The organism is Amycolatopsis circi, assembly GCF_003385235.1.
In the GTDB taxonomy this organism is placed as follows: domain Bacteria; phylum Actinomycetota; class Actinomycetes; order Mycobacteriales; family Pseudonocardiaceae; genus Amycolatopsis; species Amycolatopsis circi.
On the sequence record NZ_PQIA01000049.1, the window covers coordinates 44,195 to 58,249 of the forward strand.

A 14,055-nucleotide genomic window follows, 5' to 3' on the forward strand; every position below is an offset into this window, starting at 1 on the left:
CACCGCGGTAGCCAGGCAGCATTCATGGGTCGTCGATCGGATCGTAGGGCGGGCTCGCGCCGCGCCGGATCCCCAGAAAACGTCGTTAGGGGCGGGAAATCACCAGGCGACGCGCAGCAGCGACGGGCCGCGCACGATCACCCCGTACTCCCATTTCACGCCGTCGCGCCCGTCCGCGAGCCGCAATTCCGGGAAACGCTCCAGAATCGCTTTCAGCGCCTCCTGCAGTTCCAGCCGGGCCAGCTGCGCTCCGATGCAGTGGTGCGGGCCGTGTCCGAACGCGACGTGCGGGTTCGGGCTGCGGGTGAGGTCGATGACGTCCGGGTTCGCGAACACCTCCGGGTCGCGGTTCGCCGCGTGCAGCGCGGGCAGCACCGGATCGCCCGCCCGCACCACGACGTCGCCGATCCGGATGTCCTCGCGGGCATACCGGGCGAACATCGCCGCGGTGTTGATCGGCACCCACCGCAGCAGTTCCTCCACCGCGGTCGGCATGATCTCCGGCTGTGCCCGCAGTTGCGCGAGCAGCTCCGGCTGGGTCAGCAGGGTGAAGATGAAGCTCGGCAGGGCAGAGGAAACCGTCTCCACGCCACCGGTGAGCAGGCCCGCACCGGCGATCGAGATCAGCTCGTTCTCGCTGAGCTTGTCTCCGGCGTCGCGGGCGTAGACGAGCGCGCCAAGGAGGTCGTCTGTCGGGTCTTCGCGGCGTTGCGCGACCAGCTGGGCCACGTAGTTGTCCAGCTGATCGCCGTAGACGTCGAGCACGTCGCCCTTCGCCGTGGCGTCGCTGACCAGCGCCTGGGTCCACTCGCGGAAGATCGTGTGGTCTTCCTTGGGCACGCCGAGCAGGTTGCAGATCACCGTGACCGGCAGCGGCCGCGCGAGATCCTCGACGAGGTCGCCGGGCGCGCCGTTCTCGATCATCGCGTCGATCAGCTCGTGCGTCAGGATGCGGACGCTCTCGCGCATCGCCTCCAGCCGACGTGCGGTGAACGCCTTCATCACCAGGCGGCGCAGGCGGGTGTGGTCCGGCGGGTCCATGCCCATGATGCCGTCGCCCATCTGCTGGCGGCGCATCCGCGGCTGGTCGAGTCCCTGGGCCAGCTCCCGGCTGAACCTCGGGTCGGCGCTCACCAGCTTGACGTCGGCGTACTTCGTCGCCAGCCACGCCTGCTCGCCGAAGGGCAACTGCACCCGGCTCATCGGCTCGTCGCGCTGCAACTGGTGGTAGGTCTCGGAAACGGACGTCTCGTGCATGTCGAACGGATACGCCCGGACAGTCCGGCGAGTGCTCATCGCGGTTCCCCTCCGATCGCGGTCATCGGCTGCTCCAATGCCTGGGTGTCATGGGTGTGCTGGACGTAGGACAGCGCCGACATCAGCGTCGACGAGGTGATCCGGCCGCTCGGCGCGCGTTCGGCGATCCCGCGCAACGGCAGCGAACCGAGCGCGGACCAGCCGAGCCGGCCGTCCGCGTCGAGCGTGCTGCGCGCCTGGCCCGCGTTGTCCGGGTGCAGGCAGTACGGCACGTCGAGCAGGCCGCGTTTGAAGGCGACCACGAGCGCGCGGTCGAGATCGGCGTGGCTGTTGAGGACCGCGTCGACCAAGGCGTAGGCCTCGCGGTAAACCTGATTGTCTTCGTCCACAATGGCCTTGATGCCCTTTGCCGACGCTGCCGCGTGTTCGAGCGCCGTCACGTTCTCGGCGACGGTCGGGATGCGATGGGCTTCGGCGGCGGTCTTGACGATCAGCCGCTCCGAACCGGTGCTCATCGCCAGTTCGGCGGCCTTGCCCAGCAACAACATCGCGCCGTCAGGGGTGCGTGGGAAGAGACCCATGTAAGCGTAGATCACCACGTGCCAGGTCGCTTCCGGCAAGAACTCGGCGCACAACCGGCGCAGCGCGGCGACGGCTTCGCGGTCCTGCTGGAGGTTCGTCTGTTGCGCGTAGCTCACCGAAATGCTGCGCACACCCTTGCGGTAGAAGAACAACGCCTCCAGCACGCTGATCGCGACCAGTTCGCTCGGCGGACACAGCTGTCCGAGCATGCAACCGCCGAAGGTTTCCAGATGCGGACGGCCGCCCGGATGGTCGGCGTTGACTAGTAGATCGCAGCAATACGCCCAATTCCGCACGGACTCGTCGAGCGGCGTGCGACTGTAGGGCAAGCAGTAGGAGATCGGGCCGCCTTCGGTGGCGTGCAGACCGGCGGCGATCATCGCGCGGAAGATGTCCGCTGGCCGGGCCGAACCGTGCCGGACCTGCACCGGGAAGTCCGGGCCTTCGAGACCGTCGAGCATCGCCCGGGTTACTTCGGGCGGATGGTTGACGATCGGGTAGCCGTTGAGCGGAATTCCGTTGCGCAGTGCGTGTTCCGCCGAATCGGTGTCGCGGACGCGGGTGTAGCTGTCGAGCGTGAGCGTGCCGACGGTCGCGGCGTTCGCGCGCTTGGTCGCGACCAGCCCGGCGCGCATCGCGGCCGGACTGTCGAAGCCCATGCGCGGCTGCACGACCAGTTCCCCGGCCGCGTGCCGCTGCGCTACGAACCGCTCGAAGCTCACGCTCCCTCCAACTGGCTGACCCCGCCGGGAAGCGTGGCCGCGAAGTGCCGGAAAGCGGCGGCATTCTGCTCGTCGAAGACCCCGTCGAACCCGGCGAACAGCAGTTCCGCGGTCTGTTCGTCGGAAAGCGGTCCGCCAGTGCCGAGTTTTCCGCCGATGACGATGGGCAGCCGGCGCAACTCCGGAATCGCCCGCAGCCGCTGCACGACCCGGAGCCCGTCCTGGTAACCGTGCCCATTGACGCTGCTCAGCACCAGCATCGCCGGACGGCGGCTGACGCATTCGGACTCCAGCAGCTCGTCCGGCACGCACGCACCGAGGTTGACGACGTCGAAACCAAGTTCCGCCACGAGCAATTCGAGGTAGACGAGGTTCCAGGTGTGCGAGTCCGACGCCATGCTGCTCACGATCACCGTGCGCCCGCTGGGTTCTTCGACAATGCTGCCGCCGTAAGCGCGGACTTCCTCGCTCATAGCGACACCTCATAGGCTCGCTGATAGTCCAAACGCGACACCGAGATGACCTCGTCGCCGCGGACCACGACTTCGGTGGGCGCGGGACGGCCGAGGAAGCTGATCAGACTCGCGGTGACGCCGTACGCGCCCACATTCGGCACGGTCAGCAGGTCTCCAGCGGCCAGGTCAGGCAGCTTCGCGGTCTTCGAGAGCGAGTCACCGGGAGTACACAGTGGACCGACGAGTTGCCCCGGGTTGTCTCCGACCTGCTCGACACCGACCGCGGCGGGCAGGAGCCGTCCGATGCCGGAGAGCCCGCCGACCACGTTGATCCCGGCGTCGAGAATGACGAACCGGTGGCCACGGCTCTCCTTCACGTTCACGACGCTGGCCAGCAGCGTCCCGCAAGTCCCGGAGAGATACCGGCCGGATTCGCACGCCAGCTCGACCTCGCCGCTGCGCCACTCAGGCAGGTAGAGATCCAGCAGCTGCTCCAAACCGTTGCGCAGCTTCGGGTAGTCGGTGCGCTCGCCGGGAACCGCGTACGGCGACGAGAATCCGCCGCCGATATCGAGCAGTTCCAGCGGCAGTCCCACTTCCTGGCGCAACTGCGCGGCCGACTGCAGCACGAACTCGTACTCGCCGAGCAGCGCGTCCTCGTCCTGCGCGTTGCTCATGGTGAAGAAGTGCGCACCGACGATCTTGGCTCCAGTAACCGCCTTGAACAGCGGCATCAACTCGGGCAACGTCTCAGCGTCGACACCGAACTGCGACGGACGGCCCATCATCCGGATCCCGGTCGACGCGCTGCCCTGCGTGGTGTTCACTCGCAGCAGGCAACGCGCGACAGTGTCCTGCCGTTCCGCCGCGGCACCGACATGCTGCAGGTCAGTCAGCGATTCGACGGAGAACAGCCGGACGCCCGCGGTGAGCGCCGCGTCCAGCTCGCCGTCCGTCTTGCCCGGACCGGTGTAGAGGATGTCCTCCGGCGCGAACCCGGCGGTCAGCGCGTTGGCCAGCTCGCCGGTCGAGCTGATCTCCGCGCGGCAACCGCCCTCGCGGAGTTCGCGGGCGATCTCCGGATGCGGGTTGGCTTTCAGCGCGTAATAGACCCCGAACCCCTCGGGCAGCAGGCTGAACAGCTGATCGCGCGACTGGGCGGTCACGTCCAGGTCGTACACGTAAGCCGGCGTGCCGAACCGGGCTGCCAGCTCGTCGTACTTGCTCATTTGCGGGCACCTTCCACCAGCAGGGCGAGTTCCTTCGTCGCGTTCTTGCCGTGCGCGGTGAGCGGGAACTCGTCCACGACGTGGCACAGCGCGGGCACCTTCTGCGGCTCGAGCCGCTGCGCCAGTTCCTTGAGCACCGTGGTCGGCGGCAGGTCGCTTTCCACGCAGATCGCCAGGTCGCGCGTCTCGCTCGGCGGGATCGCACCCGCCGCGCGCACGCCCGGGATGTCCATCGCGGCCGCCTCGATCTCCAAAGTGGACATCCGGATTCCCTTGCGCTTGAACATGTCGTCGCGGCGGCCTTCGAAGTAGAGGTAGCCGTCCTCGTCGAGCCGGCCGTAGTCGCCGGTGTGCAGGCGAAGCTCGCCGGTGGCCTCGTCACGGCGGAACGCTCGCGCGGACAGCTCCGGGGCGCGCCAGTAGCCGGGCATCACGTGCGGTCCGGCGGCTACGATCTCGCCGATTTCTCCTGCAGGCAACGGAGTTCCGTCGGCGGCGAGGATGTGCACGGTCGTGCCGGGCAGCGGAAGGCCCGACGATCCCGGACGTTCGGTGTCTTCCTCCGGCGGCATCACGGTGATCCGTTTGCACTCGGTCTGGCCGAACTGGCGGACGACGCGGACGCCGGGAAAAGCGTTGCGGAGCTTCTCGATGGTCGAATCCGGCAGCGCCGCACCGGTGTTGGTGAACAGCCGGACCGGAGCCGCTTCGCCTTGGTCGCGCTCGGCCAGCGTGGCGATCATCGTCGCGAGCGAAGGCACGATCGGGACGACCGTCGCGCCGACCTCGCGCATCCGTTGCAGGAGACGAAGATCGGACTCGGCGTCGGCGAGCACGATCTCGCTGCGGCCGAGCGTCGAGAGGAGGACTTTGTACAGGCCGTAGTCCCAGGACATCGGGAACCGGCAGAAGACGACGTCGTCCTGGCGATAACCGAGCACCGCCTGGATCGCTCCCGCGGCGAAGGTGACCTGCCGGTGCGGTCCGATGACGCCCTTGGGCGCGGCCGTGCTTCCGGAGGTGTAGACGAGGACTGCGACGTCGTCCAGGTCAACGTCAGTCGGCTCGACGCGCGTTCCTTCGCGGTACGCTGCCTCGACTTCCGTCCACAGTGGAGCAAACTCTGCGGGCTGAACGATCAGCACCGGTTCGGCGTTCTCGACGACGGAATCGAAATGGAACTTCTTCATCGCGGGGTTGATCGGCACGAACACCGCGCCCCGGCGGGAAGTGCCGTGGAAGAGCGCGACCAGCGCCCGGTCCGTGGGCAACTGCACCACGACGCGATCGCCGCGTCCGACCCCGCGCCGCGCGAGGACCGCCTCCGCCGCGTGGCTCCAGGCGGCCAGCTCGGCATACGTCCAGACCCCCGCCCGGTCGCGCACCGCGGCGGCGTCCGGCGCACTGGCCACCGCCGCGTCGAGCAGGGCATGGACGAGAGAACCGGATTCGTTCACGACTGCCACTCCCGAAAGGATTCGTAGAATCACCGTGCCTGCGCGGGACAGCTCCCCGACGTCGGAAAGCTATCCGCGCGCAGGCGGTGATCCACACCCCTAACGGCCCCTAGCTGGCACTCTGCCGGTCCGTGAAGGGCTCCTTCCGGGAATCTGATTCCCTCAAGGAGCCCTTCACGGACCTCAAGCGGGGACCGGGTTCCGGAGGTCGGCGGCGCGCGCGGCGAGCGTCTTCCGGTCGATCTTGCGGTTCGAATTCAGCGGGAACTCCTCGACGTGCTCGTACCGCCGCGGGATCACGCCCTCGGGCAGCACCGCCCGCAACGCCCGCACCAGTTCGATCACCGGACGCCGCGGGCCGGTGTAGAAGACGAACAATTCGGTCCCGCCGTCCCCTTGGACGCCGAGCGCCACCGCCTGCACCCCGCACGTCTGCAGCGCGTGCTCCACCTCGGTCAGCTCCACGCGCCAGCCGAGCACCTGCACCTGCGAATCGAGCCGCCCCAGGTAAGCCAGATCGTCCCCGCCAAGACGGCGCACCCGGTCACCGGTGCGGTAGAACCGTTGCCCGTCGCGGTCGAGGAACCGGCCCTTCTCGTCAGCCGGGTCGAGGTAACCCGGCGTCAACTGCGGTCCGGCGATGGCGAGTTCGCCCTCCCCCGCCTCGTTCTCGTCGAGCAGCAGGTACTCGTGTCCCTCGTGCACCGCACCGATCGGCACCACGCCGTTCACCGCTACGCGCGGGGTTTCCTCGTCGTCCCAGCGGTACCCGGCGACGGTGATGGTCAGCTCCGTCGGGCCGTAGAGGTTCTCAGTCACGGAATTGCCCGCCGCTGCCCGCCAGTCCGCGGTGTCGCGGACGGTCAGCGCTTCCCCGGCGAAGAAGCTCCACCGCAGGCCCGGCAGCGCGCCCGGGTTGAGACGGCCGGTGCGGCGCACCAGATCGATCGCACTCGGCGTGGAGAACCACACGGTGAGGCCGCGCTCCTCCACGAACGCGGGCACGTTCCGGTACGCCGCGCCCGGCAGGACCACCGCTTCCGCACCCGCGCCCCAGGCGCAGAAGAGGTCGAACATCGCGCAGTCGAAGTTCAGGTCGAACGTCTGGGAGAAGACGTCGTCCGGGGTGAAGTCGTACCGCGCGTCGAGCAGGCCGAAGTAGTGCTCGGTGGAGCCGTGGCCGATCCGGACTCCCTTCGGCCGTCCCGTGGAGCCCGAGGTGAAGAGCACGTACGCGGAGTCCTCAGGCCGCACGTCCTTGGGCTCACTGAGGGCTTGGGCCGCTTTCAGTCCTTTCTGCCTGACCTCCGGAGCCAGCAGGGTCTTCACCGACGGAGCGACGGTCAGGCCGCGTTCGTCGGCGATGAGCGCGTCCACCTCCGCGGCCTCGACCATCTGCGCGGTTCGGGCCTCCGGGAAGTCCGGCCGCAGCGGGACGACCGTCGCCCCCGCGTACAGCCCGGCCAGAATCCCGGCGTAGGCGGTGACGCCCTTCCCGGCCAGCACCCCTACCGTGCGGGCGCCGGACTCGGCCAGCGCCCCGCCCCACAGCAACGCCCGCTCGTGCAATTCGCCGTAGGTCAGCGTCTGCCCGCCGACGCTGACCGCCGGCCGGGACTCGGAACGGGCCAGCCCGCGCAGAAACCGCGCGTGCAGTCCCGAGGTGGTCGTCGTGTCCATCGTGGTCCTCCGCGTACTGTGCCGATCGCTGCCAACCCGACCACAGTCACGGCCTCGTGGCTTCGTAGCAACGGTTGCGTGCCGGGTGGGGGGTCGGCCTGCTTTTGGCCGGATTAGCAATAGGGGTGCCGACGCGTCGCCCGGGAGCGGCTGCGCGGGGTAAAGTTCAAAACCGAACCGGGCGGTCGGTTTCCCTGCCTGGTGAAGTGCCCGACCCAGCCACCGGAGTAGCCATGTGGGACAGCTCTTTCGACGAAGCCCTCCGCCCGTACCTCCCGTTCCTGCCCGCCGACGAGGCGCTGAGCCCCGAGACCCCGCTCAAGGAGTACGGCCTCGACTCGCTCGCCACGGTGGAACTGCTGGCGGTGCTGGAGGAGAAGTACAACGTCCGGTTCTCCGACGACGCGCTGAACCTGGAGACGTTCGAGAACCCCGGACGCCTCTGGACGACGCTGTCGAAGCTGCAGCCGGCTAGCTGACCCGCGAGGGACCCGCGCCGCGCCGCCGCGGCTGCAGCGCGAGCCGCGGGTTCACCGTGGTCACCTCGAACCGGCTGGTAGTGGCGCGGACGCGGCCGAACAGCGTGTCCGGCCCGGCCACCCACAGCTTGCGCACGCCGAGTTGTTCGAGCGACGAGACGACGTCCGGCCAGCGCAGCGGCTCGACGATGCTGTCCAGCAGCATCGTGCGGACCTGCTCGCCGGACCGCAGCACCGAACCGTCCTGGTCAGCGATGATCGGAAGGAGGGGATCATGGAAGTCGAGGCCGCCCAGCACCTCGTCCTCGGCCTTGCGCCGCAACGCGCCGAACGCGCGCGAGTGCAGCGGAGGACGCATCGTGTACAGCGACAGGCCGCCCATGCTCCGCACGGTCTGCTTGAGCCAGTCGAGGTTCCGCTCCCGCACCGAGACCATGTAGAAGTCGTGGTCGATGTAGCAGGAGATGTCGGCCCATTCGCCGCGCCCGTCGAGTTCCGTCAGCGCGTCGCGCAGTTTCTCTTCCGGGGTGCGGACGAACGAGTGCGTGACGACGTCGGTGTGCTCGGTCGCGAAGAACTCGTCGAGGCATTGCGCGAGCTTCGCGGTCATCCACACCGCGTCCGGGAAAGTCAGCGCACCGGCATACACGCTGGCCGGTTTCTCGCCGAAACTCGGGCCGGTGCAGTAGTCCGGGCTCATCCCGTACTCCTGTTCGGCCCACTCGGCGAGCGCGACGCAGGTGAGCATGAACCCGACCTGGGCGTACTCGGAGTAGTCGCCCTCGGCCTCGCGGAAGCGGTCGACCAGCGAGTAGCCCAGCCGGTCGTCGGCGTCCTTGATGAGCCTGCGCGCGAACGGGTTGATGAGCAGGAACTTGCCGAAGTCGACGAACCGGCACGGGCTCATCCCGGGGAACACGACCGCCGATCCGGCCTGGCTGGCCTCATCCATGACTGGCGACCTCTCTTTCGGCGGGGGAATGGACTTCCTGCAGGAAACCCAGCAGGATTTCGCGGAACCGTTCCGGCTCCTCGAGATGGGGGACGTGGCTCGATTCCGGGAGGATCTCCCAGCGCACGTCGTGGATCCGGTCGTAGTACGGCTGCACGGTGGCCGGGGTGGCCTCGTCGTGCGCGCCGGAAATGAGCAGGGTCGGCACCTCGATGTCGTCGAGGCGGTCGATCACCGAGTAGTCCGCGAGCGTGCCGGTGACGGTGAACTCGCTGGGGCCGTTCATCACCGAGTAAACGGTGTTGTTGTCGGCCATCTCCATGAACGAGGCGACATAGTCGGCGGGCCACGGCAGCACGCGGCAGACGTGCCGGTCGTAGAAGACGCGCATGAGGTCGAAGTACTCCTGCGTGTCCGTGGTGCCCGCCGTTTCGTGCGCTCGCAGGCCTTCGTCGACGCCGGGCGGGAGCAGCGCGCGCAGCCGGTCCATCTCGCTGCGCCACAGCTCGTACGACGCCGGCGAGTTGGCGATCACCAGCCCGCGCAGGCCGTCCGGACGCTCGGCGGCGTGCCGCGCGACGACCAGGCCGCCCCACGACTGTCCATAGAGGACGTAGTTGTCCTCGATGCCGAGCCGGTGCACCAGGTTGTCCAGCTCGTCGCCGAACAGCTCCGGGTCCCAGAACCCGGGTCCGGCGTCCGGCAGCCGGGTGGACCCGCCGCTGCCGAGCTGGTCGTAGTGCACGACCGGGAATCCGTGCTCGGCGAGTTCGGCCAGGCTCAGCAGGTAGTCGTGCGTGCTGCCCGGCCCGCCGTGCACGACGACCACCGCGGGCGCCGCTCCTCCCGGTTGCCCGGTGACCCGGTACCAGGTGCGGTGCTCGCCGAACGGGACCCAGCCTTTCGCGGCGGGCTCCAGAGCCATGCTCATCACCTCGTTCGCCTCCCTCGTCCGTCTCCGGCGCAGCGCGGCCGGATCCGGTTACCTGTCTATCCGCCGCGGCCCGCGCGCCACTAGCCCCTAAGGGGCATCTAAAGCCGAGCCAAATCCTCCTGCCCGGCACCGGATTCAGGGGTCCCCTACCGGGTGGGCCTGGGCCTGGCGCGGCCCTACCGTTTCCCTTGCCCTCTCTGCGACTACGAACCCGGAGCTGCCACGATGCGCGTGATGCTGATGGTCTTCCCGACGAGGACGCACGTTTACAGCATGGCTCCGGTGGGCTGGGCGCTGGCCGCGGCCGGGCACGAGGTGCGCTTCGTCGGGCAGCGCAACCCGCGCGAGGTCGCGTCGTTCACCGAAACCGGGCTGGACGCCATGTGGTTCGGCGACGAACTCGACATCGCCCGCCACCGGCAGCAGCAGGTCGACGGCAACAACGCGATGCACGGCGAATTCCGGCTCTCGGAAAGCCGTCCCGAGCGCTACACCGACGAGTACGTGCGCAACGTGTACGAGCATTGGGTCGACGTGTTCCGCTGGACCACGCCTGACCTGCTGCTCGACGAACTCGTCCGCTTCGCCCGGCAGTGGCAGCCGGACCTCGTGGTGTGGGACCCGCTGATCTACGCCGCGCCGATCGTCGCGCACGCCATGGGGGTGCCGCACCTGCGGATGATGTACGCCGCCGACCAGACCGCCCGCATCGGCGCGCAGTACCGCGACCTCAGAGCCAGCCGCCCTGAGGACAGCTCGCCGGACCCGTTCGAGACGTGGATGTCCGCCGAGGTCGGCCGGTTCGGAGCCGACTACGACGAAGCCCTCCGCTACGGCGTGCGGACCATCGACTGTCATCCGTCGTATCTGCGTTACGACGGCGTGGACGTCGACTACCTCCCGGCCCGGTTCGTGCCGCAGAACAAGCCGATGGCGATCCCTTCCTGGGTGCTGGACCGGCCGGAGCGGCCGCGAGTGATGCTCACCCTCGGCATCTCCAACCGGCAGACGCTCGGCGTCGAGGAGACCTCCGTCGGGGACCTGCTGGACGGGCTCGCCGACCTCGACATCGAAGTGATCGCCACGCTCAACGCGGAACAGCTCGCGTCCGTGCGCGCGATCCCGGACAACGTCCGCGCGGTCGATTTCGTGCCGATGAACGAACTCCTCGCCTCGTGCTCCGCGATCGTGCACCAGGGCGGCGGCGCGACGATCGGCAACGCGGTGGTGAACGGCGTCCCGCAGCTGGTCATCCCGGGCACCACGTGGAGCGAACGCGGCTCCGCGGTGGCTCAGGTGAAGCGCGGCAACGGATTGCTGGTGGACCTCGAGGACGTGACGTCGTCGAGCGTCCGCGACGGAGTGTGCCGGCTGTTGGAAGAACCGTCCTTTCGAGACTGTGCGCTCGAGGTGCGCGACGAGATGCTGGCGACGCCCACTCTCGACGACCTCGTGCCGGAACTGGAACGGATCGCGCGATGCCCGTGACGCGGCCGCCGACCATGCGGACGATCGGGTTTCTCGTGCTAAGCCTCCCGATCCGGCTCGCGGCGTTCGTGCTGATCCTGGTGACCATGCTGGTCGGCGTCGGGACGACAATGCTGTGGATCGGCATCCCGATCCTGTTGGTCGCGACCTCCTTGATGCGTTCGTACTGTGCCTTCGAACGCCGTTGGGCGCACCAGATGCTCGGCGTGACCATTGCCGAACCGGTCCGCCGCCGTCCGGCCGGCCCGGGCATGCTCGCGGTGTGGCAGGCGCGGCTGCTCGACCCCGCCACCTGGCGCGAGTTCGCGTTCGTGCTGATCGCTTTTCCGTTGGGCATCGTGGAATTCGTGGCGGGCGTCGTGTCCACCGCGGTACCTCCTTTCGGGATTTTCGTGGCACCGCGCATCGGGGCGATGCACGGCGAACTGGCAACGTCGTTCCTCGGCCCGAACCGCACCGCGCAACTGGAAGCGCGCACGGTGCAGCTGCAGAACTCGCGAGCACGCGGAGTGGACGCGGTGGAGGCCGAACGACGCCGGATCGAACGCGATCTGCACGACGGCGCACAGCAGCGGCTGGTGTCCGTCGCGATGAGCCTGGGCCGGGCCCAGCTCAAACTCGATCTCGACGACCCGACCGCGGTCCGCGAACTCATCGGAGCCGCGCACGCCGACGCGAAACTCGCGGTTTCGGAGTTGCGCGACCTGGCGCGCGGCATCTACCCGCCGGTGCTCCAGGATCGTGGCCTGGACGCAGCGTTGTCTTCTCTTACCGCAAGAATGCCTATCCCTATTGAGGTCGAGGTTACCGTACAACCCCGTCCTCCCGCACCTGTGGAAACGACGACGTACTTCATCGTGAGCGAAACGCTCGCCAACGTGACCAAACATTCCGGCGCCGACCGCGCGTCCGTGCGAGTGACCCGCGACGACGACACCGTGGTCGTCGAAATCACCGACAACGGCCACGGCGGCGCGTCGATGCGCCCCGGCGGCGGTCTGACCGGCTTGGCCGACCGCGCCGCCACGATCGACGGTGTGCTCACCGTCGTCAGCCCCGCCGGCGGCCCCACCGTCGTGCGAGCCGATCTGCCCGTCCGCTGGTGAATCCTGTTGTGGAGGCAAGAAAATGCGCGTCGTGATCGCGGAAGACTCGGTGTTGTTGCGCGCCGGAGTGCAAAGCCTGCTGGCGGACGTCGGCATCGAAACCGCCGCCGCGGTGGACAACGGCGACGACATGTTGGTGGCCATCCGAGACCACCGCCCCGACCTGGTCATCGCCGACGTCCGGATGCCCCCGACCTTCACCGACGAGGGCCTGCGCGCAGCTTTGGCCGCCCGCAAGGAAATCCCCGGCCTGCCGGTGCTGGTGGTGTCGCAGTATGTCGAAGGAAGCTATGCGGTAGACCTGATTGCGGAAGGCACCTCCGGCGTCGGCTACCTGCTGAAGGAACGAGTCGCCGATGTCGCGGACTTCCTGGAAGCAGTCCGCCGCGTCGCCGGCGGAGGCTCGGCGATCGACCCGGACGTGGTCGCGCAGATGCTGTCCCGCAGCCGGGATCCGTTGGAGGCCTTGACTGCACGGGAGACCGAGGTGCTGGCGCAGATGGCACAGGGCCTGTCGAACACGGCCATCGCCAAGGCCCTGGTGGTGACTCAGGGAGCGGTCGAGAACCACATCAGCAACATCTTCGCGAAGCTCGGCCTGGAGGCAAGCCGGGACCAGAACCGCCGCATCCGCGCCGTTCTGACCTACCTGGACAGCACCGCCGTGCACGCCTGAGCCCCAGACCGCCGCCTCCGCGCGGTCCAAAGCTTCCTGAAGCCAGCTGCCATCGCACCGGCAACGGGTAGGGATCGTGGACCCGGCGCTGCTCTTCTTCGCGCTGCCTGCGAGACGTGACCACCTAGACCGCGCCACCGCGCGCACCTGATTCACCGGATCGATACCGTGCAGATGTTCGACTGGCAGCGGTAGTTTGGAAATATGGATCTTGGACCTGTCCCCGTGTCGTCCGTTGTGGACGATGTAGTTGTTCTCTTGTGGCGCAACGCTTCCGCCACCCGCCGCCATTCGCCACGGCCACTCTTTCACCTGCCGCGGCGCGTTCGGCATGTCGCTCGTCAAATGCTGCTGCAGCGCAACGATTCCACCGACGGTCGGCGTCTGCCGTCTTCCCTATCGCCCTTGAGACCGCAACTTCGCCCAAGCTGGCGATCTCGAAGACCTGCGCTCCGTGCGGCTGCCGAAGACAGTCATGCCGTCTTGCGGAAAGTCCGCATCGCCATGCGCCGACGCGGGCCCCGCTCCTTCGCTTCCTTCGCTTCCTTCGAGTCCTGCGCGGACCGAGTTATCGCGCCCGCCAGCTCGTCGCCGGAACAAACCTTGTCGACGGTTGCCGAGGTGACGGCACAGCAACTTCTTCGCGCCCAGCCCCCGCTGCCTGACCGACTGCGGCCAACGCCACCAGGAGGGCAGCCACTTCCACGTCATCCGGATTCCCACGCACGACACGTACTGCGGGCGTTACCGCCACAGCACGCTGTTCACCGCGCGCCTCGGCAGTTCCGAACCCAGCCGAATCCCCCTGCACCGCAAGGGTCTCGACTGTGGCCGCGTCTGCGGCCGTCATCGCATCACACCACCCGCCGACTGCCTCACCAGCCAAATCCTCTGGCACCGCCGGAGCCTCCGCACTGGCCGCGTCGACAGACGTCATCGCCTCGCACCGCCCACCAACTGCCCCACCAGACCCCAGCCCAGCCAACTCCCCCGGCGTCCGAGAAGTCCCGGCCGCGGCCGACTCACCCTGCGCAACAA

13 protein-coding genes are annotated in these 14,055 nt (G+C 68.3%); 4 read left to right on the plus strand and 9 right to left on the minus strand.

The features are described 5' to 3' along the window. Positions 1 to 99: 99 nt before the first annotated feature. The 6 genes from D0D37_RS21665 to D0D37_RS21690 form a co-directional block, all read right to left on the minus strand. Positions 100 to 1,296, minus strand: a complete 1,197-nt coding sequence (locus D0D37_RS21665; RefSeq protein WP_116202388.1) for a cytochrome P450 — start codon at positions 1,294 to 1,296, stop codon at positions 100 to 102. Beyond that, the gene (locus tag D0D37_RS21670; RefSeq protein WP_116202389.1) at positions 1,293 to 2,561 is read right to left on the minus strand and encodes a methylaspartate mutase; all 1,269 of its coding nucleotides are present in this window, start codon (positions 2,559 to 2,561) and stop codon (positions 1,293 to 1,295) included. The genes D0D37_RS21665 and D0D37_RS21670 overlap by 4 nt, the downstream gene beginning before the upstream one ends. Beyond that, positions 2,558 to 3,034, minus strand: a complete 477-nt coding sequence (locus tag D0D37_RS21675) for a cobalamin B12-binding domain-containing protein (RefSeq protein WP_116202390.1) — start codon at positions 3,032 to 3,034, stop codon at positions 2,558 to 2,560. Before D0D37_RS21675 ends, D0D37_RS21670 begins: the two co-directional genes overlap by 4 nt. Then, on the minus strand, positions 3,031 to 4,245 hold the full coding sequence (locus tag D0D37_RS21680) for a type III PLP-dependent enzyme domain-containing protein (protein WP_116202391.1): 1,215 nt from the start codon (positions 4,243 to 4,245) through the stop codon (positions 3,031 to 3,033). The genes D0D37_RS21675 and D0D37_RS21680 overlap by 4 nt, the downstream gene beginning before the upstream one ends. Continuing rightward, positions 4,242 to 5,711 (minus strand): AMP-binding protein, encoded by a 1,470-nt coding sequence (locus tag D0D37_RS21685; protein ID WP_244223617.1) that lies wholly within the window; start codon positions 5,709 to 5,711, stop codon positions 4,242 to 4,244. The genes D0D37_RS21680 and D0D37_RS21685 overlap by 4 nt, the downstream gene beginning before the upstream one ends. A gap of 174 nt (positions 5,712 to 5,885) precedes the next feature. Next, the gene (locus D0D37_RS21690) at positions 5,886 to 7,382 is read right to left on the minus strand and encodes an AMP-binding protein (RefSeq protein ID WP_116202392.1); all 1,497 of its coding nucleotides are present in this window, start codon (positions 7,380 to 7,382) and stop codon (positions 5,886 to 5,888) included. Between the two features lie 206 nt (positions 7,383 to 7,588). On the opposite strand from D0D37_RS21690, the gene D0D37_RS21695 reads away from it, so the two are divergent. Further along, positions 7,589 to 7,861, plus strand: coding sequence for an acyl carrier protein (locus tag D0D37_RS21695; protein WP_244223618.1), 273 nt, complete (start codon positions 7,589 to 7,591; stop codon positions 7,859 to 7,861). Here the strand turns inward: D0D37_RS21695 and D0D37_RS21700 are convergent. Both D0D37_RS21700 and D0D37_RS21705 read right to left on the minus strand, forming a co-directional pair. Further along, positions 7,854 to 8,813 (minus strand): ACP S-malonyltransferase, encoded by a 960-nt coding sequence (locus tag D0D37_RS21700; protein ID WP_116202394.1) that lies wholly within the window; start codon positions 8,811 to 8,813, stop codon positions 7,854 to 7,856. The genes D0D37_RS21695 and D0D37_RS21700 overlap by 8 nt on opposite strands. Beyond that, positions 8,806 to 9,738, minus strand: coding sequence for a proline iminopeptidase-family hydrolase (locus D0D37_RS21705; RefSeq protein ID WP_116202395.1), 933 nt, complete (start codon positions 9,736 to 9,738; stop codon positions 8,806 to 8,808). Before D0D37_RS21705 ends, D0D37_RS21700 begins: the two co-directional genes overlap by 8 nt. A gap of 234 nt (positions 9,739 to 9,972) precedes the next feature. Between D0D37_RS21705 and D0D37_RS21710 the strand changes: the two genes are divergently transcribed. The 3 genes from D0D37_RS21710 to D0D37_RS21720 are packed head-to-tail and all read left to right on the plus strand — an operon-like array spanning position 9,973 to position 13,017. Next, positions 9,973 to 11,235: a nucleotide disphospho-sugar-binding domain-containing protein gene (locus tag D0D37_RS21710; RefSeq protein WP_116202396.1), complete on the plus strand. Its 1,263-nt coding sequence runs from the start codon at positions 9,973 to 9,975 to the stop codon at positions 11,233 to 11,235. Beyond that, the gene (locus D0D37_RS21715; protein ID WP_162834379.1) at positions 11,226 to 12,341 is read left to right on the plus strand and encodes a sensor histidine kinase; all 1,116 of its coding nucleotides are present in this window, start codon (positions 11,226 to 11,228) and stop codon (positions 12,339 to 12,341) included. Before D0D37_RS21710 ends, D0D37_RS21715 begins: the two co-directional genes overlap by 10 nt. A 22-nt stretch (positions 12,342 to 12,363) precedes the next feature. Next, positions 12,364 to 13,017 (plus strand): response regulator transcription factor, encoded by a 654-nt coding sequence (locus D0D37_RS21720; protein WP_162834380.1) that lies wholly within the window; start codon positions 12,364 to 12,366, stop codon positions 13,015 to 13,017. A gap of 568 nt (positions 13,018 to 13,585) precedes the next feature. Here D0D37_RS21720 and D0D37_RS48480 read toward each other — a convergent pair. Continuing rightward, a complete protein-coding gene (locus tag D0D37_RS48480) occupies positions 13,586 to 13,954 on the minus strand; it encodes an acyl-CoA carboxylase epsilon subunit (protein WP_341867991.1) in 369 nt (122 codons plus the stop codon). Positions 13,955 to 14,055 lie beyond the last annotated feature (101 nt).